Raw genomic sequence first — 20002 nt, 5'->3', positions numbered from 1 at the left:
CGCGGTGCGGACCGAGTTCGTCGGTCACGTGCCCGACGACCACCGGGGCGCCCCGGGACGGGACACCCCGGTGACCGGATCAGCCGCCGAGGCCGGCGCGGCGCAGCGCTTCCGCCATCGCGCCGTTCGCCGGCGGGCGCTCGTCCCGGCGCGGCCGACCGCCGCCACCGCGCTGCCCCTGCCCTTGGCCCTGCCCCTGACCCTGCCCACCCCGACCACCGCGCCGGCCGTCCCGCGGCTGACCACCGCGTTCCTGACCCCCGCGCGGCTCGCGCGGCGGCTTGCGCCCCGGCTCGTCCTCCAGCCGCAGCGACAGGCCGATCCGCTTGCGCGGGATGTCGACCTCCAGCACCTTCACCCGCACCACGTCACCGGACTTCACCACGTCCCGCGGGTCCTTCACGTACGTGTTCGACAGCGCCGAGATGTGCACCAACCCGTCCTGGTGCACGCCGACGTCCACGAACGCGCCGAACGCGGCCACGTTCGTCACCACGCCCTCCAGCACCATGCCGGGCCTGAGGTCGGCGATCTTCTCCACCCCGTCGGCGAACGTGGCGGTCTTGAACGCGGGTCGCGGGTCGCGGCCGGGCTTCTCCAGCTCCCGCAGGATGTCGGTCACGGTCGGCAGGCCGAACCGCTCGTCCACGAAGTCCTGCGGCCGCAGCTTCTTCAGCACCGCGGTGTTGCCGATCAGCTCCGCGCTGTCCGCGCTCTGCTGGATGCGCCGCACCACCGGGTAAGCCTCGGGGTGCACGGCGGACGCGTCCAGCGGGTCGTCGCCGTTCGGGATGCGCAGGAAGCCCGCGCACTGCTCGAACGCCTTCGGTCCCAGCCGGGGCACGTCCTTGAGCGACCGGCGCGTGCGGAACGGGCCGTTGGCGTCGCGGTGCACCACGATGTTCTCGGCCAGGCCCGCGGTGATGCCCGAGACCCGGGTCAGCAGCGGCGCCGACGCCGTGTTCAGGTCAACGCCGACCGCGTTCACGCAGTCCTCGACCACCGCGTCCAGCGACCGCGACAGCTTGGCCTCGGCGAGGTCGTGCTGGTACTGGCCGACGCCGATGGACTTCGGGTCGATCTTGACCAGCTCGGCCAGCGGGTCCTGGAGCCTCCGGGCGATCGACACCGCGCCGCGCAGCGACACGTCCAGGCCCGGCAGCTCGGCGGACGCGAACGCCGACGCCGAGTACACCGACGCGCCCGCCTCGGACACCACGACCTTGGTCAGCCGCAGGTCGGGGTGGCGCGTGAGCAGGTCGCCGGCGAGCTTGTCGGTCTCCCGCGACGCGGTGCCGTTGCCGATGGCGACCAGCTCCACCGAGTGCCGCCGGGCCAGCTCGGCGAGCTTGGCGATCGACTCGTCCCAGCGGTTCGCGGGCACGTGCGGGTAGATGGTGTCGGTGGCCACGACCTTGCCGGTGGCGTCGACCACGGCGACCTTCACGCCGGTGCGGAACCCGGGGTCGAGGCCCATCGTGGCGCGGGTGCCCGCGGGCGCGGCCAGCAGCAGGTCGCGCAGGTTGGACGCGAACACCCGCACGGCCTCGTCCTCGGCGAACGCCCGCAGCCGGGACCGCAGGTCGATGCCCAGGTGCACGAGGATCCGGGTGCGCCACGCCCACCGCACGGTGTCGCCCAGCCACCTGTCACCGGGGCGGCCCCGGTCGTCGACGCCGAAGCGGGAGGCGATGCGCGCCTCGTACCCGGTGGGCTCGTCCTCGTCGGCCGGGTCGAAGACCAGGTCGAGGACCTCCTTCTCCCCGCGCAGCAGCGCCAGGATGCGGTGCGAGGGCAGCTTGGTGAACGGCTCGGAGAAGTCGAAGTAGTCCGCGAACTTCGCGCCCTCCTCCTCCTTGCCCTCCCGGACCTTCGCGGCGACGCGGCCCTGGCCCCACATGCGCTCGCGCAGCTCGCCGATCAGGTCGCCGTCCTCGCCGAACCGCTCGACCAGGATGGCGCGGGCGCCCTGGAGCGCGGCGGCGACGTCGGCCACCTCGCCGGTCACGTACGCGGCGGCGGTGGTCTGCGGGTCCAGGATCGGGTCGGCCAGCAGCCCCTCGGCCAGCGGCTCCAGGCCCTGCTCGCGCGCGATCTGCGCCTTGGTGCGCCGCTTCGGCTTGTACGGCAGGTAGAGGTCCTCCAGCCGGGCCTTGGAGTCCGCGGCCAGGATCTGCGCCTCCAGCGCCTCGTCCAGCTTGCCCTGCGACCGGATCGACTCCAGCACGGCCCCGCGGCGGTCCTCCAGCTCGCGCAGGTAGCCCAACCGCTCCTCCAGCGTGCGCAGCTGGGCGTCGTCCAGAGTGCCGGTCGCCTCCTTCCGGTAGCGGGCGATGAACGGCACGGTGGAGCCCCCGTCGAGCAGGTCGACGGCCGCGCTCACCTGCCCGACCCGCACCCCGAGCTCGTCGGCGATCCTCTGGTGAATGGCAGTGGTCACAGCGAGCCATTGTGCCCTGCCCGGCCGGCCGCGAGCGGGCACCCCGACCGCCCGGCGCGCCCCCGCGCCGGCGGGGCGCGCCGTCGTCCGCGGCGGGTCGCCCGGCTCCGGCGGGGAACCCGGTTCCCCGGGCCGCTCCCGGCTGACCAGCCAGGTTCCGACATACTGACCGGTATGACCACACTCGACCACTGGGGCGGGACGAGCCGGTACGCCGACCTGGACGGCGCGGTGCACTACGTCGACTTCGGCGGCGACGGGCCGCCGGTCGTGCTGGTGCACGGGTTGGGCGGCTCGCACCTCAACTGGTGCCTGCTCGCGCCCCACCTGGTCGAGCACCACCGCGTGCTGGCCGTGGACCTGGCCGGGTTCGGGCTGACCCACCCCGAGGGCCGCGGCACCACCGTGCCCGCCAACGCCCGGCTGCTCGACCAATTCCTGGCCGAGGTGGTGGGCGAACCGGTGGCGCTGGTCGGCAACTCGATGGGCGGGATGATCTCCATCCTGCACGCGGCCCGCCGCCCGGACTCGGTCACCGCGCTGGCCCTGCTCGACCCGGCCGTCCCGCTGCCGCTGGGCACGAGGGTCGACCCGCAGGTCGCGGCCGCGTTCGCGATCTACGCCGTGCCCGGCCTGGGCCGGCGGTTCCTGGAGCGGTCGCGCCGCGGCGTGTCGACCCGCCGCCAGGTCAAGCGCGTGCTCAACCTGGTCTGCGCGAACGCGAAGTCGGTGCCGGAGGAGGTCGTGCTCGCCTCGATGTCCCTGCTGGAGCAGCGCGCCGAGATCCCCGGCCTGGACGAGGCGTTCCTGACCGCCGCCCGCTCGGTGGTGTGGACCGGGGCCACCAGCCGCCGCTACCACACCGCGATGAGCCGGGTGAAGGCGCCGGTCTACCTGGTGCACGGCGACCGGGACCGGCTGGTGCCGGTGACCTCGGCCCGCGCGGTGGCGCGGCGCAACCCGTCGTGGCGGTACGAGGAGTTCGCGGGCGTCGGGCACGTGCCGCAGCTGGAGATCCCCGACGTGATCGGTGGCAGGCTGGTGGACTGGCTGGCGCGGGACTGAGCGCCGGACCGAACGCGCAACCGGGCGGGTACCGAATTCGGTACCCGCCGGTACTGGCGGTTTGCCCCAGGGCGAAACATCATGGACCCGGGGGGACGCTCGACGAGGAGCGGGAGGGGCCATGCCGACGCTGCCGGACATCCCGCCGGACCTGGATCCGGTCACCGCGGTCGAGGCCGTCCAGCCGGGCCTGCTCTGGTACCTCACCGAACCGACCCGCGCCGCGGTCGACATCGGCCAGTTCGCCGCCGGCCGGGCGCTGCTGCGCGGCGCGCCCAGCGGCGACGGCCACACCGTGCTCGTCCTGCCCGGCCTGGGCGCGACCGACCGGGCCACCGGCCCGCTGCGCCGGTTCCTCACCGGCCTGGGCTACGAGGTCCACGGCTGGGGCCTGGGCCGCAACATCGGCCCGTCGGTCACCGCCGTCAACGGGATGCGCGACCTGCTGCGCGAGCTGGCCGGGCGCGGCAAGGTCAGCCTCGTCGGCTGGTCGCTGGGCGGCGTGTTCGCCCGGGAGCTGGCCCGCCAGCGGCCGGGGTCGGTCCGGCAGGTGATCACGCTCGGCAGCCCGTACGCGCTCGCCGACCCCCGGCACACCCGGGTCAACCCCGTCTACCGGCTGCTGTCGCGGTTCTACGAGCCGGGCGCGCCGCCACCGCCGCCCGAGCACACCCGCCCGGCGTTCCCGGTGCCCGCGACCGCGGTCTACTCCCGGTCGGACGGGATCGTGCCGTGGCGCTCGTGCGTCTCGCCCACCGGCAAGCGCCACGAGAACGTGGCGGTGGCGTCGAGCCACCTCGGCTACGGCTACAACGCGACCGTGCTGTGGGTGGTGGCCGACCGGCTGGCCCAGCGGCCGGGGCGCTGGCGGCCGTTCACCCCGCCGCCCGGCATGGCGCGCATGTTCCCGGCCGCCTGAACCGGGGCTCCTGAACCGGGGCGCGACCCGGTCGGCGGCGGGACGGCAGCCCACGAACGGGTGAAACCTGATCGTGTCACACGGTCGGGCCCCCTACGGTGCACCTCGTGTGGCATCGGCTCGAACACGCGTACGGCCCGGCCACCGACGTGCCGGGACTCCTCGCGCAGGTGCGCGACCCGCTGCACGCCGGGGCCGCCATCAGCGAGTTGAACATGAACCTCTACTGCGACGGGCGCGGGGTCTACCCCGCCGTGCCCGCCGCGCTGCCGGCCCTGGTCGACCTGGCCGAGGACCCCGCCGTGGCGGTGCGGCCCGCGGTGGTGGACACGATCGGCGACCTCGCCCACGCCGGCCGCACCGCCCATCCCCGCGACGTGGACCCGGGCTGGGCCGCCGCGTGGGCGCGCGCCGTGCCCCGGCTGCTGGCGCTGCTGCGCGACGAGGACGTGGAGGTCCGCCGCGCGGTGACGTTCCCGCTGGCCCAGGCCGTCGACCACGCCGACGTGCCGCCCGCGCTGCGCGCCCGGTTCGCGGCCGAGCCCGACCGGTCGGCCCGGCTGGGCCTGGTGGTCGCCCACGGCCGCCTCCCGGGCGGCGGCGCGTCGTGGCCCACCGGCCTGCTCGACCACGAGGACCCCGCGGTGCGGGTGGCCGCGGTGGTCGGGCTGCGGCGGGCCGGGGTGGTGGCGGACGCGCACGTGGCGCTGCTGCGCGACCCGGGGAGCGGGGTGTGGGACCAGGCGTGGTGGGTCCGCACGGGCGGCGCGGCGGTGGTCTGGTGGCTCAGCCGCGAGCTGCGCGAGGACCGGGCCGCGCGCACCCGCCTGATGGCGTCCTGGCTGCCCCACCCCGACCCCCAGGTCCGCGCCGGCGCGCTGCTGGCGTGCGCGCACCCGGTCGACGGCGAGCAGGTGCTGCCGCTGGTCGCGGACCGCCTGGCCGACGAGGAGCCCGAGAACCGCCGCGTCGCCGCCACCCTGCTCGCCCGCGCCCGCGCCCCCTACGCCGACGACCTGGCCCTGGCCGCCCGGGACGCCTACCTGCCCGCCGCCGACGCGGCCCTGACCGCGCTCGCCGCCCTCGGCGACGAACGCGCCGTCGCGCCGCTGCTCGACCGGCTGACCGGGCCCCGGCTCGGGCTCTCGCTGCACCGCCGGGCCGACGAGGCGTGGCGGCTGCCCCTGCTGGAGGACGTCCTCGCGGCCATGCGCCCCCACTCCGCCGCGCTGCTGCCCGCCCTGCGCGACCGGCTGCGCGCAACCGCCGATCCGGTGGAACAGGGCGTGCTCATCAAGGTTGTCGAGGACTGGCAACGGGATTCCCGATAACGATCACCTGATCAACGTCTTGTGTTGGCCGGCGCTTCACCCCAGGGTTCCGGACGGCCCGTTGGCTCCGACGGGAAACCCTGACGAAGAGGTGGAGCATGACCCCCGCACGCAAGCTCGCCGCGGCCCTGGCCGCCGCGCTGGCGCTCCCGGCGTTCCTGACCGCGCCCGCCGCCCACGCGGTGAGCGACGCGGACCTGGCCAACCACTGGGCCCCGGTCCACCACCAGGACACGGACTCCTCGGATTATGACGCCGACTACCTGTCCACTGTGGACTTCGATGGCGACTGGAACGCGCAGAACAACTGGGAGGCCCAGGACGACTCGCTCGCCCGGCTCACCGGCGCGGCCTACTACTCCGTCGCCGAGACCTCGACGCACTGGTTCCTCGTCTACGGCTTCTACCACCCGCGCGACTGGGACGACGCGCCCGACCCGTTCGGGCTGACCACCCACGAGAACGACATGGAGGGGCTGCTGGCCACCGTCCGCAAGGACGGCTCGACCTACGGCCGGCTCGAAGCCGTGGTCACGGTGGCGCACAGCGACTTCTACTCCTACGTCGCCCCCGGCAGCACCTTCACCTCGGGCCGGGAGGGAGTGGACGGCACGCTGCGGCTCCAGGGCCACCGGCCCACCACCCGCCAGGAGGCCAAGGGCCACGGCCTGTACGCGTGGAACGGCGCGGAGTTCCCCGGCGGCGACGGCGTGGTCTACGTGCCCGCGGCGGCCGGCGAGGTCCCGTCGGGCGGCAACGACCGCTCGGTCGGCTACCGCCTCGTCGACACCTTCGCCCCGGCCGGCCTGTGGGCGCAGCGGAACAACACCGCGACCTTCGCGAGCTGGGGCACCTTCCGCGGCGACAACGGCAAGGACAACGCGGCCAACTCGGCGTGGGGCTGGGACGACGGCAACGACGGCGGCGACCTCCAGCGCGGCCTGCTCGCGACCGACCCGGCGTACCTGGTCTCGGTGTACTTCGCGAACCGCGGTGACTTCAGCCTCACGTACACCCGGAACCAGTACCGGCAGTAACCAGTACCGGCAGTAACCGGGCCGCGCCGCACGACCGCGCACCTCCGCACCACCCGGCCCCGCCGGTCGCGGAGGTGCCGCGGGTCCCGGGGCTCCCGGTGGCGTGCCGCGCCACCGGGAGCGTGCCGCGCCCTGCCGGCCGCGCCGCTGGTCGCCCCGGATCTGGCCCCGGTCGGCGCTGCTCGGCGCGGCGCGGCGCTGCGAGATGGGGGCGCTGCGGGATGGGGCGATGCGGGGCACCGGCCGGCCCGGCCCTCCGGGCGCTCGCGTGAGCGCGCTCACGCCCGGCCACGGGCCACCGGGACATACCCTCCGGGGATGACGTTGAGGCTCGACACCGCGGGTCCGGTCGCCACGCTGACCATCGACCGCCCGGCCAAGCGCAACGCGCTGAGCTACGAGATGTGGTCGGCGCTGCCCGGCCTGCTGGCCCGGGTCCGGGACGACGACGCGGTGCGCGTGCTGGTGGTCCGGGGCGGCGAGCACTTCTCGGCGGGCGCCGACATCAGCGAGTTCTCCGCGCTGCGCAGCGGGGCGGACGGCGCGGCCCGCTACAGCGAGGCCGTCCACGCGGGGGAGCGGTCCATCGTCACGCTCGGCAAGCCCACCATCGCCGCGATCACCGGGTTCTGCATCGGCGGCGGCTGCGAGGTCGCGCTCGCCTGCGACCTGCGGCTGGCCGCCGCGGACGCCCGGTTCGGCATCACGCCCGCCAAGCTCGGCATCGTCTACAACTTCCTGTCCACCCGGCAGCTGGTCGACGCGGTCGGCCCGGCGTGGGCCAAGCAGATCCTGTTCGGCGGCGAGATCATCGACGCGGCCACCGCGCTGCGCATCGGCCTGGTCAACGAGGTGCACCCGGTGGAGGAGCTGGGGGCGCGGGTCGCGGAGCTGGCCGGGACCATCGCCTCGCGGGCCCCGGTGAGCGTGCGCGGCGCCAAGCACATCGTCAACCGGATCACCGAGGGCCACCACGACGAGGACGACGCGGTGCGGGCGCTCTACGACGAGGCCGTGCACAGCGCGGAGTACGCGGAGGGCGTGGCGGCGTTCCTGGAGAAGCGGCCCCCGCGCTTCTGAGGCGGAGGTTCAACACCCCCGGGGTGGGTACCTCGTCGGCATGACCGAACCGGAGGAACGACCCCTCAACCCGGACCCGCCCCGTTCACCCGGCACGCCGGAGCCGCCCGACCTCGACGTGGACCCGGAGCAGTTCCTCGACGAGGACGAGCGGCGCGGACGTCGGCGGGAGCCGCCGGACTAGGCGGCTCCCGCCGGGCGACTCACTTGCCGTCGTGCTTGTTGGTGTCGCCCGGCCACTCGCCGACGACCTTCTCGTAACCGGCCGCGCCACCCCGGTCGATCGCGGCCCTCACCACGCCGAAGATGGCGCCCTGGACGGCCGCGGCCAGCAGCACCTCGCCCCACCCGCGGTCCCTCTGGGTCGCGGTGGGGGCTTCCTTCGTGCCCGTGATGACCTTCCACACCTGGCCGAACACCGCGCTGGCCGCGGCGCCGCCGAGCACGCCGAACAGCAGGCCCAGCGGGCGGTAGAGGAGCTTGTTCACGGTCACCGCCCCCGCCGCGCGAGCTTCCACAGCACCACCACGAGCGCCACCGCGCCCGCCACGACCGCGGCCGGGTGCCGCCTGCCCTGCTCGACGCGCTGCTGCACGGTCGGCGGCAGCTGCTCGACCGCCCGGCTCGCCCTCTGGCTCACCTGGCCGGCCACGGCGCTCGCCTTCTCGCCGACCTGGCCGGCCACGACGGTCGCCTTCTCGCTCACCTGGCCCGCGACGACGGTCGCCTGCCCGGCCACCGCGGTGGCCTTCTCGCCCACCTGCGCGGCGACCACGCCGGCCTTCTCGGTCACCTGCTCGGCCACGGCGCTCGCCCTCTCCCCGACCTGGCCGGCCACGGCGCTCGCCTTCTCGCCGACCTGGCCGGCCACGGCGCTCGCCTTCTCCCCGACCTGGGCCGCGACCGCGCCGGTCTTCTCGCCGACCTCGGCCGCCTTCTCCCCGGTCGCGGCGCCCGCGGCGCCGACGGCGGTGCCCGCCGCGGCCCCGGCCCGGTCCGCCTTCCGGCCCGCCTCGTCCTTCGCGTGGCCGACCGCGGCGGCCGTCTTGCCCGCCGCCGCCGTCACCGCCGCGTTGGCCCGCGTCGCGGTCTCCTTCACCTTCTCCACTCCCTCGTGCGCCTTCTCCTTGACCCGACCGGGCACGTCCGCCTTGTGCGCCAGCGCCTCCACGGTCTCGCCCAGCTCGCGCCGGGTCTCCTCGACGTCGGCGCGCAGCTCGTCCGGGTCGGTCGGTCCGGTGTCCTTCTTCGGGCCGCTCATCGGTGTGCCCTCTCGCTCACGGTGGCGATGTCCTGCTTGACGTTCGAGATGGCCTCTTCCGGCAGGGGCGGGGTGCCGCGCTCGATCTGCCGGCGGCCCACCAGGGCGAGCACACCGGCGATCGCGAACACGGCCAGCGCGACGACGAACGCCGCGACCCACGCGGGCCAGACCGTGGCCAGCAGCAGCACCAGGCCGGCGATGACCGCGCCGAGGCCGAACCAGGCCAGCACGCCCGCGCCGCCCAGCAGCCCCGCGCCCGCGCCGACGCGCTTGCCCTTCTCGCGCATCTCGGCGCCCGCCAGCCGGATCTCGTCCCGGGCGAGCCTGCTCACCTGCTCCGAGAGCCGGCTCACCAGTTCGGCGGTGGACGGTTCGCGGTCGGTGGCGACGTGGTCCATGGCCCTCTCCTCTCACTCGCTCCCGGGCATACCCAAAAAGCCCCGGGTGTACGCCCCGTCTTCGGGGGAAACCGACGGCCATGGCGACACGAGCACCCGACGCACCGACCCAGTTGCCGAAGCGCTCCTGGTGGGCCGTGCTGAAGCGGACGGCCAAGGAGTTCAACGACGACAACCTGACCGACTGGGCGGCGGCGCTGACCTACTACTCGGTGCTGTCGTTGTTCCCCGGCCTCCTGCTGCTGACCTCGGTGCTGGGCCTGCTCGGGCCGAACGCGACGCAGACCATTGTGGACAGCCTGGACGTGCTGGGGCCGGGTGAGGCCAAGACGTTCATCGAGGACGCGATCCGGAACCTCCAGCAGTCGCGGGCGAGCGGGCTGCTGGCGATCGTCGGTCTGGTGACCGCGCTCTGGTCGGCCTCGGGCTACGTGGGCGCGTTCATGCGCGCCGCGAACTCGATCTACGACGTGGAGGAGGGCCGCCCGTTCTGGAAGGTCGTCCCGCTGCGGCTGGGGCTGACCGTCGGCGTGGTGGTGCTGCTCGCGCTGACCGCGCTGGGCGTCACGCTCACCGGCGGGGTGGCGCAGTGGCTGGGCGACCTGCTGGGCCTGGGCTCGACGTTCGTCACGGTGTGGGACATCGCCAAGTGGCCCGTGCTGTTCCTGCTGGCCGGCGCCGCGGTCGGGCTGCTGTTCTGGGCCTCGCCGAACGTGCGGCAGCCGAGCTTCCTGTGGATCACGCCGGGCGGTCTGCTGGCCGTGCTGGCCTGGGTGGCGGCCTCGACGGGCTTCGCGCTGTACGTGGCGAACTTCGCCTCGTACAACAAGACCTACGGCTCACTGGCCGGTGTGATCATCTTCCTGGTGTGGCTGTGGATCTCGAACCTGATGCTGCTGCTGGGCGCGGAGCTGGACGCCGAGCTGGAGCGCGGGCGGCGGATGGAGACCGGTGAGTCGACGGGGCAGGACCCGGTGGCCCCGCCCCGCGACACGCGTGCGATGGACGGCGACTAGGGCCCGCTGGCGGGTCGCCGACCGAGGGGGATCAGGACGACCCCTGCTCCGCCTTCTGGTCGGCGACCTGCTTGTGCACCTCGTCCATGTCGACCTTGCGCGCCTGCTCGATCAGGTCCTCCAGGGCCGCCTCCGGCAGGGCGCCGGGCTGCGCGTAGAGCACCACGCCGTCGCGCACGATCATCAGCGTCGGGATCGAGCGGATCTGGAACGCGGCGGCGAGCTGCTGCTGCGCCTCGGTGTCGACCTTGCCGAACACGATGTCGGCGTGCTTCTCGGCGGACTTCTCGTAGACCGGCGCGAACTGGCGGCACGGGCCGCACCAGGCCGCCCAGAAGTCGACCAGGACCATCTCGGAGCCGCCGACAACCTCGTCGAAGTTCTCCGCGGTCAGCTCCACGGTGGTCATAGGTCCTCCTCGGTGTTGACTCAGGGGATCACACCCCTGGTACCCCGCTCAACGAAACGGACACGCCGAGCATTCCCTTCAACAACTTGTAGACGTCTTCAACAGGACGTTGTAGCTTTCGGGGCACCCCATCGCCAGGAGGTGTCCCGTGCGCCGGACCGCAGCCGTCGCCCTGTCCCTGTTCGCGCTGGTCGCGTGCGGTACGTCGCCGGAGGGGAACGCCCCGGGCGGTGAGTCCCCGGGGGCCGGCGACCTCCCCGACACCGCGGCGATCGTGGCGGCCGTCACCCGCGACGACGCCCTCGCGGCCGCCCTGCCCGAGGACATCCGGCAGGCCGGGAAGCTCCGCGTCGGCTCGAACGTGCAGAACCCGCCGAACAACTTCTACGCCGCCGACGGCAAGACCCCGGTCGGCTCCGAGGTCGACCTGGTCAAGGCGGTCGGGGCCAAGCTCGGCCTGGCCGTCGAGCACCAGGACATGGCGTTCGGCTCGCTCATCACCGGCCTCCAGGCGGGCCGGATCGACGTGACCATGGCCGCGATGAACGACACCGCCGAGCGGCAGGAGGCGATCGACTTCGTCGACTACTTCACCTCCGGCATCACGATCATGGTGCAGAAGGGCAACCCGGAGGGCGTCAAGGGCCCGGACGACCTGTGCGGCAAGTCCGTCGCGGTCAACCTGGGCTCCAGCCAGGAGACCTTCGCCAAGGAGCACCGGTGCCTGTCCGGGGACGCCATCCAGGTGACCGCCACCGACAGCGACACGCAGAACCAGAACCAGCTGCGCACCGGCCGGGTGGCCGCCATCCTCAACGACCTGCCCACCGCCGTCTACGTCGCCAAGACCGCGGGTGACGGCGAGTTCTTCGAGGTCGTCGACCTGGAGCCGATCAACGGCGGCCCCTACGGCATCGGCGTCGCCAAGGGCAACCCCCAACTCACCGAAGCCCTCCGCGGGGCCCTCCAGGCCCTGATCGAGGACGGCACCTACACCCGGGTCCTCGACGCGTGGGACGTCGCCCGGGGCGCGGTGGAGCAGGCGACGGTCAATGGCGGCTGACCCGCGGACCGACGACCTGACCGTCGTCCCGCTGCGCCACTGGGGCCGCTGGGTCGGCGGCGCGGTGATCCTCGCCCTGCTCGGCGCGCTGACCTGGGCGCTGGCCGGCGCCCGGATCGACTACGCGGCCGTGCCCGGCTTCTTCACCCACGAGATCATGCTGCGCGGCCTGGTGAACACGGTCGTGCTCGCGGTGGTCGCCCAGGCGGGCGCGATCGTGCTCGGCGTGGGCATCGCGCTGCTGCGGCGCTCGCCCAACCCGGTCGCCCGCTGGTTCGCCGCCGGCTACGTGTGGCTGTTCCGCGGCCTGCCGGTGCTGCTCCAGATCCTGCTGTGGTTCAACCTGGCGCTGGTGTTCGAGCACATCTCGATCTTCGGCCTCTACGAGGAGAAGACCAACGTCCTGGTCACCGCGTTCGTGGCGGCGCTGCTCGGCCTGGGCCTCAACGAGAGCGCCTACATGGCCGAGATCGTGCGGGCCGGCCTGACCAGCGTGGACCACGGGCAGGTCGAGGCCGCGAAGGCCATCGGCATGACGCCCGCCACCACGCTGCGGCGCGTGGTGCTGCCGCAGGCCATGCGGGTGATCATCCCGCCGACCGGCAACAACTTCGTCAACATGCTCAAGGGCACGTCCATGGCCTCGGTCATCGGCTTCCTGGAGCTGATCCACGCGGCCAACAACATCGCCTCGCGCAACCTCCAGGTCATGGAGACGCTGTTGGCGGCGGCCGCCTGGTACATGGTGGTGGTCAGCCTGGCGAGCGTCGGGCAGCACTTCCTGGAGCGCTACTACGGCAGGGGGACGGTCCGGTGAGCCTGGTGCGCGCGGTCGGCGTGCGGAAGTCCTTCGGCGCGGCCGAGGTGCTGCGCGGCGTCGACCTGGAGGTCGCCGCCGGCGAGGTGGTGTGCCTGCTCGGGCCCTCGGGCGCGGGCAAGTCCACCTTCCTGCGGTGCGTCAACCACCTGGAGACCATCGACGCGGGCCGCATCTGGGTCGACGGCACGCCGGTCGGCTTCGCCGAGCGCGGCGGGAGGCTGCACGAGCTGCCGGAGCGCGAGGTCGCCCGGCAGCGGCGCGACATCGGCATGGTGTTCCAGCGGTTCAACCTGTTCCCGCACCGCACGGCGCTGGAGAACGTGGCCGAGGGCCCGGTCCGGGTGCTGCGCCGGCCGCGCCGGGAGGCGGTCGAGCAGGCGCGGGCGCTGCTGACCCGCGTCGGCCTCGCCGACAAGGTCGACGCCTACCCGCACCGGCTGTCCGGCGGCCAGCAGCAGCGCGTGGCCATCGCCCGCGCGCTGGCCATGCGGCCGAAGTTGATGCTGTTCGACGAGCCCACCTCGGCGCTGGACCCCGAGCTGGTGGGCGAGGTGCTCGACGTGATGACCGACCTCGCCCGCGACGGCATGACCATGGTCGTGGTCACGCACGAGATCGGGTTCGCCCGGCAGGTCGCCGACCAGGTGGTGTTCCTCGTCGACGGCGCGGTGGTCGAGGCGGGGCCGCCCGCGCAGGTGCTGGACGACCCGCAGCGGCAGCGCACGCGGCAGTTCCTCGCGAAGGTGCTCTAGTGGCCACGCGCGTCCCGTCCTCCTACCTCGTCCAGTTCCACGAGCCGGAGGGGTACCTGGACTTCGCCCGGTTCGGGCCGCCCTCGCACGCCGTGGTGGAGGCGTCGACCCGGCTGCTGGAGGTCTCGGCGGCCGCCGGGCCGTCCACGGTGGACGACCTGATGCGCCAGGAGCTGCGCGCCAAGGCCGCCGCGGCGCGGCTCTGCCGGGGCGACACCGACCACGTGACCCTGTTGCCCAACACCAGCACCGGCCTGTTCCAGGTGGCGCTCGGGCTGTCCGGCGGGGTGCTGGTGTCGGCGGGGGAGTTCCCGGCCAACACCTACCCGTGGGTGCGCTCGCCCGGCGTGGACGTGACCTGGCTGCCCCCCGGTCCGGTGACGCCCGGGGCGGTGCGCGCGGCGCTGACCCCGGAGGTGCGCGCGGTGTCGGTCAGCGCCGTGGACTTCCGCACCGGCCACCGCGCCGACCTCGCCGCGCTGCGCGAGGTGGTGGGCGACCGGCTGCTGGTGGTGGACGGCATCCAGGGCTTCGGCGTGGTCGACGAGCCGTGGGAGGCGGCCGACGTGCTGGTGGTCGGTGGCCAGAAGTGGCTGCGCGCCGGCTGGTCCACCGGTTTCCTGGCGCTGTCCGACCGCGCCCTGGAGCGCCTGGACCCGGTGCTGTCCGGCTGGACCGGCGCCGAGGACCCCGGCCTGTTCGACAACGCCGTCCACCCGGTGGGCGAGGGCGCGGCGGGCTGGTCGATCACCAACCTCAGCCCGGTCGCCGCCGGTGCGCTGGCCACGGCGCTGGAGCTGGTCGAGCTGGCCGGCGTGGCGGCGCTCGACCGGCGGGTCGCCGAGCAGGCGGGCGCGCTGGCCGAGGCGGTCCGGGAGGCGGGCGGCGAGGTGGTGCGCGCGACCGACCGGCACGCGGGCATCCTGGCCTTCACCCTGCCCGACCTGCCGTCGCCGGTGGTCGGCGCGGCGCTGGCCGAGGCGGGCGTGACCGCGACCGTGCGACCGGAGCACGTGCGCGTCTCACCGCACGCCTCCACCACCCCCGGCACGGTCGAGCGGTTCGCCGCCGCGCTGAAGGGGCTGGCCGGGCCGAGACCCCGGGCGGTCGCCGCGCCCCCCGTCACCCACGACGTGCTCACCGCCCTCGTCCCCACGGTCAACAGCCTGGCCGCGGCGCTCGGGCCGGGCACCGAGGTCGTGCTGCACGACCTCGGCGCCCTGCCGAACTCGATCGTCGCCATCGCCGGCGACCTGACCGGCCGCGCGGTCGGCGGGCCGATGACCGACCTGCTGCTGGGCCTGGTCCGCCGGGGCACCACCCAGGACCTCGCCGGCTACGAGACCTACGCCCCCGACGGCCGGGTGATCCGCTCGTCCACGGTGTTCCTGCGCGACGAGCGCGGGGTGGCGGTCGGCTGCCTGTGCGTCAACAGCGACCCGGGGCCCGGCGACCCGGGGCCCGGCAACCAGGTGGACGGCAATCCAGGGCCCGGCAACCCGGTGGACGGCAACCCGGGCAACGGCCGGCCCGAGCCCCGCAACCCCGGGAACGGCGCGCCCGGCCCGGGGCGCGCCGTCGAGGCGTTCCCCGGTGACGTCGACACCCTCCAGCGCCTGCTCGTCGAACGCGCCGTCGACGCGGTCGGCGTGCCGGTGGAGCTGATGAAGAAGTCCCACAAGTCGCAGGTGGTGCGCGTGCTCGACGAGGCGGGGCTGTTCCTCATCCGGGACTCCGTGGACCACCTGGCGGGCGTGCTCGGCGTCACCCGGTACACGATCTACAACTACCTCAACGAGGTCAGGGGCTGATCGCCCTCGTGCACCGCGGCGTGCGCGGCGTCCCGCGCGGCGTTCGCCTCCTCGTCGGTCAGGGTGCGGGTCGGGTGGCGCAGCACCAGGCGCAGCAGCACGTTCTTCTGGTCGGGGCGCGCCCCCAGCCGGGCCACCGCCGCCGGCGGCAGCCCGGCCACCGGGGTCTCGCCCACCACCAGCACCTCCTCTGCCAGGTCGCCCACGACCGCCCGGACCGCGTCGCCGAGGGTCTCGGCGTCGGCGTCCGCCGCGACGGCCACCGAGAGGTCCCGGGTGATCGCCGGGTGCCGCGACACCGGCCGGTACGGCGCGAGGTCGAGCATCTGCGCGGCCACCCGGGGCTCGGTGGAGCGCAGCAACCGGATGTCCGGCACGCCCTTGCGCAGCATCAGCAGCCGGTCCAGCCCCAGCCCCAGGGCCAGGCCGCGCACCTCGCGGGGCAGCCGGGCCCGGTCCAGCACGTGCCGGGCCGCCACGCCGCACTCGGCGACCTCCAGCCACCGGCCGTCCACCAGCACGTCCACCTGCCGACCGGCCGTGGTGTACGGGTGGGTGGCGGGTGTGGCGCGGTGCGGCAGGCCCGGCACCGCCGCCGCGAGCACCGCGCCCACCAGCTCGTCCAGCGACGCCTCGTGGTGGGAGATCCGCCACAGGTCGAGCTGGTGCGGCGTGCCCGAGTGCACCCGGTCGACCGCGTCCCGCCGGTGCACCACGCCGACGCACGCCAGCACCACGTCGTCCCAGTCGTCGGTGGCGCCCAGCAGGCGCAGCGCGGGCGGCACCATGGCCGTGGTGTGGCTGCGCAGCATCCGGCCCTCGGTGGTGTAGCGCGTGTAGCGGGCGTCACGGGTGACCGCGTCCGGCGGGTAGCCCAGCGCGGTGTAGTTGTCGTCGATCGACACGTCCGGGGGATCCCGCCGGACGCGCACGTCGGCCACCGGCAGGGCGGCCAGGATCTCGTCGAGCAGCAGTTGCACGGCGTGCGCCCCGGAGGCGGGGTCGCTGAGGTCGCGGATCATCGCGGTGTCCCTTTCGGGGGAGTCGGCTGGACGGTGCGGGGTGCACCCCCTGGCCGGTCCGCCGACGGGACCGCGTGGACTTCAGCGCACGCCGCGGGCCCCGACGACCGGGTCTCCCGGCCGGGGGCGGCTGAATCGACGTGTCACGTTTTCCACCTTAGCCGGGGCGTGCCGCATGATGCACCCATGTTGTCGACCAAGGGCGAGGACTTCCGCGCGTTCTGGACCGAGCGCCACCTGTGCACGCTGACCACGGTCCGGCGGGACGGCACGCCGCACGTCGTGCCGGTCGGCGTCACCCTGGACGTGGGCACGGGCACCGCGCGGGTGATCACCTCGGGCGGCTCGACCAAGGTCCGCCACGTCCTGGCCGCCGGCGAGGCGGGCGCGGCCGTCGCGGTGTGCCAGGTCGACGGCGCGCGCTGGTCCACGCTGGAGGGCCGGGCCACCGTCCGCCGCGAGCCCGGGGCGGTCGCGGACGCCGAGCAGCGGTACGCGCGGCGCTACCGCACCCCCCGCCCCAACCCCGAGCGGGTGGTCATCGAGATCGTCGTGACCCGCGTGCTGGGCACGGTGTGAGCGCCCCGGTCACCGTCGTCGGCATCGGCGCCGACGGGTGGGACGGGCTCGCTCCCGCCGCCCGCCGCGAGATCGCCTCCTGTCAGGTCCTGGTGGGCAGCGCCCGCCAGCTCGACCTCGTCCCCGGCGACGCCGAGCGGGTGCCGTGGCCCTCGCCGCTGCTGCCCGCCCTGCCGGGGCTGCTGAGCCGCCACGGGGACCGCCGGATCGTCGTGCTGGCCAGCGGCGACCCGATGTTCCACGGCATCGGCTCCACCCTGGTCCGGCTGGTGGGCGCCGAGCGGGTGCGCGCCGTGCCGCACCCGTCGTCGGCCTCGCTGGCCTGCGCGCGGCTGGGCTGGGCGCTGGACGGGGTGGCGGTGGTCAGCCTGGTCGGCAAGCCCGCCGCGCTGCTCGTGCCGCACCTGCACCCCGGCCGGCGCGTCCTGGTGCTCGGCGGCTCGCCCGCCGAGGTCGCGGCCCTGGCCCCGGACGCCCGGATCACCGTCCTGGAGCAGCTCGGCGGCCCGCGCGAGCGCGTCCACCACGACCTCGCCGCCGCCGACCCGCTGCACGTGCTGGCCCTGGAGTGCGGCCGCGACGGCGCGTCGACCACCCCGGGCCGCCCCGACGACACCTACGAGCACGACGGCCAGCTGACCAAGCGCGAGGTGCGCGCGGTGTCGCTGGCGCTGCTCGCCCCGCGCCCCGGCGAGCTGCTGTGGGACGTGGGCGCGGGCGCGGGCAGCATCGCCGTCGAGTGGTGCCGGACCCACCCGGCGTGCCGCGCGGTCGCGGTCGAGCGGCACCCCGGGCGCGCCGCCCGCGTCACCCGCAACGCCACCGCCCTGGGCGTGCCCGGCCTGCGCGTCGTGGTGGGGGAGTCGCCCGCCGTCCTGGACCCCGGGGAGCTGGAGCCGCCGGACGCCGTGTTCGTCGGCGGCGGCCTGACCGCGCCCGGCGTGGTCGAGCGCTGCTGGGCGGCGCTGCGGCCGGGCGGCCGCCTGGTCGCCAACGCCGTCACCCTGGAGTCCGAGGCCGTCCTGACCCGCTGGCGGGCGCGCCTGGGCGGCGAGCTCACCCGCGTCGAGGTCAGCCGCGCCGCGCCCGTCGGCGGCTTCACCGCGTGGCGACCGCACCTGCCCGTGACCACCTGGGCCGTGACCAAGGAGGACCCCGTGGCGGAGGACCCCATGACGGAGGAGGACCGGTGACCGTCCACTTCATCGGCGCGGGCCCCGGCGCGGCCGACCTGCTGACGCTGCGCGCCGCCCGCCTGCTCGCGGAGGCGCCCGTGTGCCTGTACGCGGGCGCGCTCGTGCCCACCGAGGTGCTGGCGCACTGCCCGCCGGACGCGCGCCTGGTGGACACCGCGTCGCTCACCCTGGACGAGATCGTCGCCGAGCTGGCCGCCGCGCACGCCGCCGGCCACGACGTGGCCCGCCTGCACTCCGGCGACCCGTCGGTGTTCAGCGCGGTGGCCGAGCAGGCGCGGCGCCTCGACGCCCTGGGCATCCCCTACGACGTGACCCCGGGCGTGCCCGCCTTCGCGGCCGCCGCCGCGGCGCTCAACCGGGAGCTGACCGTGCCCGGCGTGGGGCAGACCGTCGTGCTCACCCGCACCGCCGCGCGCGCCACCCCCATGCCGCCGGGGGAGGATCTCGGCTCGCTCGGCCGGTCGGGCGCGACGCTGGTGCTGCACCTGGCCGTGCAGCGGATCACCGAGGTGGTGGCCGACCTGCTGCCGAACTACGGCCCGGACTGCCCGGTGGCCGTGGTGGCGCGGGCCAGCCGCGCCGACGAGGAGGTCCTGCGGGGCACCCTGGCCACCATCGCCGACCAGGTGCTGGCCGCCGGGATCAGGCGCACCGCCGTGATCGTGGTGGGCCGGGTGCTGGCCGCCGAGGGGTTCCCCGACAGCCACCTCTACTCGGCCGACCGTTGCCGCTCGTGACCCGCCCGCCCCACGACCGTCCCCGCCCGGTCGATCACCACCACGTCCACGGCCACCGGCGCGCCCCGCAGCACCCCGTCCGCGACGGCCTTCGCCCGCGCCGCCACCAGGTCGCCCAGCGGCACCCCGACCTCCTGGCACACCCGCAGCGCGCCCAGCGCCGTGTTGGCCCCCCGCACCCGCGCGGCCACCTCGGCATCGCCCACCAGCGAGGCCAGGAAGCCCAGGTCGACCTGCGACCGGCCCGAGTGCAGGTCCAGGTGCCCGTCGGCGAGCTTGGACAGCTTGCCGATGCCGCCCGCCACGGTCAGCCGCGGCACGGGGTGGCGCCGCAGGTACTTCAGCACCGCCCCGGCGAAGTCGCCCATGTCCAGCAGCGCGTCCTCGGGCAGCCCGTGCAGCTCCGCCGCGACCCGCTCCGACGTGCTGCCGGTGCAGCCGGCGACGTGCGTGCGGCCGGCGGCCCGCGCCACGTCCACCCCGCGCCGGATGCTGTCGATCCACGCCGAGCACGAGTACGGCACCACGATCCCGGTGGTGCCCAGGATCGACAGCCCGCCCAGGATGCCCAGCCGGGGGTTCCAGGTGCGGCGCGCCAGCTCCTCGCCGTGCGCCACGGAGATCTCCACCACCACGTCGCCGCTGCCGCCGTGCTCGCGCGCCACCCGCTCGACGTGCTCGCGCACCATCCGGCGCGGCACGGGGTTGATCGCGGGCTCGCCGACCTCCAGCGGCAGGCCCGGCTTGGTCACCGTGCCCACGCCCGACCCGGCGCGGAACACCACCCCGGTGCCCGGCTCGCCGCGCCGCACCGTCGAGCCGACCAGCGCGCCGTGCGTGACGTCCGGGTCGTCGCCCGCGTCCTTGACCACGAAGGCGGCGGCGAACCCCTCGCCCAGCTCCTCCCGGGCCAGCGCGAAGGCCGGCGTCTGCCCCTTGGGCAGCACGATCCCCACCGGGTCCGGGAACTCGCCGGTGAGCAGCGCCGTGTAGGCGGCGGTGGTCGCGGCGGTCGCGCAGGCGCCGGTGGTCCAGCCGAAGCGCAGGTCCGTGCTCACGACGA

General features: G+C 74.9%; 21 protein-coding genes. 14 read left to right on the top strand and 7 right to left on the bottom strand.

Annotated elements, in window-relative coordinates; all coding sequences use genetic code 11:
• Window positions 1-79: 79 nt before the first annotated feature.
• The gene (locus tag ACFP3R_RS29880) at window positions 80-2440 is read right to left on the bottom strand and encodes a Tex family protein (protein ID WP_380640770.1); all 2361 of its coding nucleotides are present in this window, start codon (window positions 2438-2440) and stop codon (window positions 80-82) included.
• A 174-nt stretch (window positions 2441-2614) separates the two neighbouring features.
• Here ACFP3R_RS29880 and ACFP3R_RS29875 point away from each other — a divergent pair, with 174 nt between their 5' ends.
• The 6 genes from ACFP3R_RS29875 to ACFP3R_RS29850 all read left to right on the top strand — a co-directional run bounded on the left by ACFP3R_RS29875 (window position 2615) and on the right by ACFP3R_RS29850 (window position 8056).
• On the top strand, window positions 2615-3505 hold the full coding sequence (locus ACFP3R_RS29875; RefSeq protein WP_380640768.1) for an alpha/beta fold hydrolase: 891 nt from the start codon (window positions 2615-2617) through the stop codon (window positions 3503-3505).
• Window positions 3506-3626: 121 nt separating this feature from the next.
• Entirely contained in the window at window positions 3627-4424 is a 798-nt protein-coding gene (locus ACFP3R_RS29870) for an esterase/lipase family protein (protein ID WP_380640766.1), read from the top strand.
• A gap of 107 nt (window positions 4425-4531) precedes the next feature.
• Entirely contained in the window at window positions 4532-5755 is a 1224-nt protein-coding gene (locus ACFP3R_RS29865; protein ID WP_380640764.1) for a HEAT repeat domain-containing protein, read from the top strand.
• A gap of 98 nt (window positions 5756-5853) precedes the next feature.
• Entirely contained in the window at window positions 5854-6792 is a 939-nt protein-coding gene (locus ACFP3R_RS29860; protein ID WP_380640762.1) for a hypothetical protein, read from the top strand.
• 318 nt (window positions 6793-7110) lie between these two features.
• Window positions 7111-7872: an enoyl-CoA hydratase/isomerase family protein gene (locus ACFP3R_RS29855; protein ID WP_380640760.1), complete on the top strand. Its 762-nt coding sequence runs from the start codon at window positions 7111-7113 to the stop codon at window positions 7870-7872.
• Between the two features lie 40 nt (window positions 7873-7912).
• A complete protein-coding gene (locus ACFP3R_RS29850) occupies window positions 7913-8056 on the top strand; it encodes a hypothetical protein (protein ID WP_380640758.1) in 144 nt (47 codons plus the stop codon).
• Between the two features lie 19 nt (window positions 8057-8075).
• On the opposite strand, the gene ACFP3R_RS29845 is transcribed toward ACFP3R_RS29850, so the two are convergent.
• The 3 genes from ACFP3R_RS29845 to ACFP3R_RS29835 are packed head-to-tail and all read right to left on the bottom strand — an operon-like array spanning window position 8076 to window position 9534.
• Complete coding sequence (locus tag ACFP3R_RS29845; RefSeq protein ID WP_380640756.1) at window positions 8076-8390, bottom strand: DUF4235 domain-containing protein; 315 nt, start codon at window positions 8388-8390, stop codon at window positions 8076-8078.
• Window positions 8363-9133 carry a DUF3618 domain-containing protein gene (locus ACFP3R_RS29840; protein WP_380640755.1) on the bottom strand — a complete coding sequence of 257 codons (771 nt, stop codon included), beginning with the start codon at window positions 9131-9133 and terminating at the stop codon, window positions 8363-8365. Before ACFP3R_RS29840 ends, ACFP3R_RS29845 begins: the two co-directional genes overlap by 28 nt.
• Entirely contained in the window at window positions 9130-9534 is a 405-nt protein-coding gene (locus ACFP3R_RS29835) for a phage holin family protein (RefSeq protein WP_380640754.1), read from the bottom strand. The genes ACFP3R_RS29840 and ACFP3R_RS29835 overlap by 4 nt, the downstream gene beginning before the upstream one ends.
• Window positions 9535-9614: 80 nt before the next feature.
• Between ACFP3R_RS29835 and ACFP3R_RS29830 the strand changes: the two genes are divergently transcribed.
• Window positions 9615-10550 (top strand): YihY/virulence factor BrkB family protein, encoded by a 936-nt coding sequence (locus tag ACFP3R_RS29830; protein ID WP_380640752.1) that lies wholly within the window; start codon window positions 9615-9617, stop codon window positions 10548-10550.
• A 31-nt stretch (window positions 10551-10581) separates the two neighbouring features.
• Here the strand turns inward: ACFP3R_RS29830 and trxA are convergent, their stop codons facing one another.
• Window positions 10582-10959: a thioredoxin gene (gene trxA, locus ACFP3R_RS29825; RefSeq protein WP_380640750.1), complete on the bottom strand. Its 378-nt coding sequence runs from the start codon at window positions 10957-10959 to the stop codon at window positions 10582-10584.
• A 148-nt stretch (window positions 10960-11107) separates the two neighbouring features.
• Here trxA and ACFP3R_RS29820 point away from each other — a divergent pair, with 148 nt between their 5' ends.
• From ACFP3R_RS29820 to ACFP3R_RS29805, 4 genes are read left to right on the top strand one after another with little or no spacing between them, the layout of a single operon-like run.
• Complete coding sequence (locus ACFP3R_RS29820) at window positions 11108-12022, top strand: ABC transporter substrate-binding protein (protein ID WP_380640748.1); 915 nt, start codon at window positions 11108-11110, stop codon at window positions 12020-12022.
• Window positions 12012-12839 (top strand): amino acid ABC transporter permease, encoded by an 828-nt coding sequence (locus tag ACFP3R_RS29815; protein ID WP_380640746.1) that lies wholly within the window; start codon window positions 12012-12014, stop codon window positions 12837-12839. The genes ACFP3R_RS29820 and ACFP3R_RS29815 overlap by 11 nt, the downstream gene beginning before the upstream one ends.
• Complete coding sequence (locus ACFP3R_RS29810; protein ID WP_380640744.1) at window positions 12836-13594, top strand: amino acid ABC transporter ATP-binding protein; 759 nt, start codon at window positions 12836-12838, stop codon at window positions 13592-13594. Before ACFP3R_RS29815 ends, ACFP3R_RS29810 begins: the two co-directional genes overlap by 4 nt.
• Entirely contained in the window at window positions 13594-15405 is a 1812-nt protein-coding gene (locus ACFP3R_RS29805) for an aminotransferase class V-fold PLP-dependent enzyme (RefSeq protein ID WP_380640742.1), read from the top strand. The genes ACFP3R_RS29810 and ACFP3R_RS29805 overlap by 1 nt, the downstream gene beginning before the upstream one ends.
• Here ACFP3R_RS29805 and srmL read toward each other — a convergent pair.
• Window positions 15381-16427, bottom strand: a complete 1047-nt coding sequence (gene srmL / locus ACFP3R_RS29800) for a PheS-related mystery ligase SrmL (protein ID WP_380640740.1) — start codon at window positions 16425-16427, stop codon at window positions 15381-15383. The genes ACFP3R_RS29805 and srmL overlap by 25 nt on opposite strands.
• 186 nt (window positions 16428-16613) lie before the next feature.
• Here srmL and ACFP3R_RS29795 point away from each other — a divergent pair, with 186 nt between their 5' ends.
• From ACFP3R_RS29795 to cobM, 3 genes are read left to right on the top strand one after another with little or no spacing between them, the layout of a single operon-like run.
• Window positions 16614-17006: a TIGR03618 family F420-dependent PPOX class oxidoreductase gene (locus ACFP3R_RS29795; RefSeq protein WP_380640738.1), complete on the top strand. Its 393-nt coding sequence runs from the start codon at window positions 16614-16616 to the stop codon at window positions 17004-17006.
• Complete coding sequence (cbiE, locus tag ACFP3R_RS29790) at window positions 17003-18199, top strand: precorrin-6y C5,15-methyltransferase (decarboxylating) subunit CbiE (protein ID WP_380640736.1); 1197 nt, start codon at window positions 17003-17005, stop codon at window positions 18197-18199. The genes ACFP3R_RS29795 and cbiE overlap by 4 nt, the downstream gene beginning before the upstream one ends.
• Window positions 18196-18939 (top strand): precorrin-4 C(11)-methyltransferase, encoded by a 744-nt coding sequence (gene cobM, locus ACFP3R_RS29785; protein ID WP_380640734.1) that lies wholly within the window; start codon window positions 18196-18198, stop codon window positions 18937-18939. The genes cbiE and cobM overlap by 4 nt, the downstream gene beginning before the upstream one ends.
• Here cobM and ACFP3R_RS29780 read toward each other — a convergent pair.
• Window positions 18912-19997, bottom strand: a complete 1086-nt coding sequence (locus tag ACFP3R_RS29780; RefSeq protein WP_380640732.1) for a cobalt-precorrin-5B (C(1))-methyltransferase — start codon at window positions 19995-19997, stop codon at window positions 18912-18914. The genes cobM and ACFP3R_RS29780 overlap by 28 nt on opposite strands.
• Window positions 19998-20002: the final 5 nt, after the last annotated feature.

The sequence above is a fragment of the Saccharothrix lopnurensis genome (genome assembly GCF_042658445.1).
Taxonomy (GTDB): Bacteria; Actinomycetota; Actinomycetes; order Mycobacteriales; family Pseudonocardiaceae; genus Actinosynnema; species Actinosynnema lopnurensis.
Note: the sequence above shows the minus strand (reverse complement) of the source record. Positions and strands in the feature narration are given on the sequence as shown.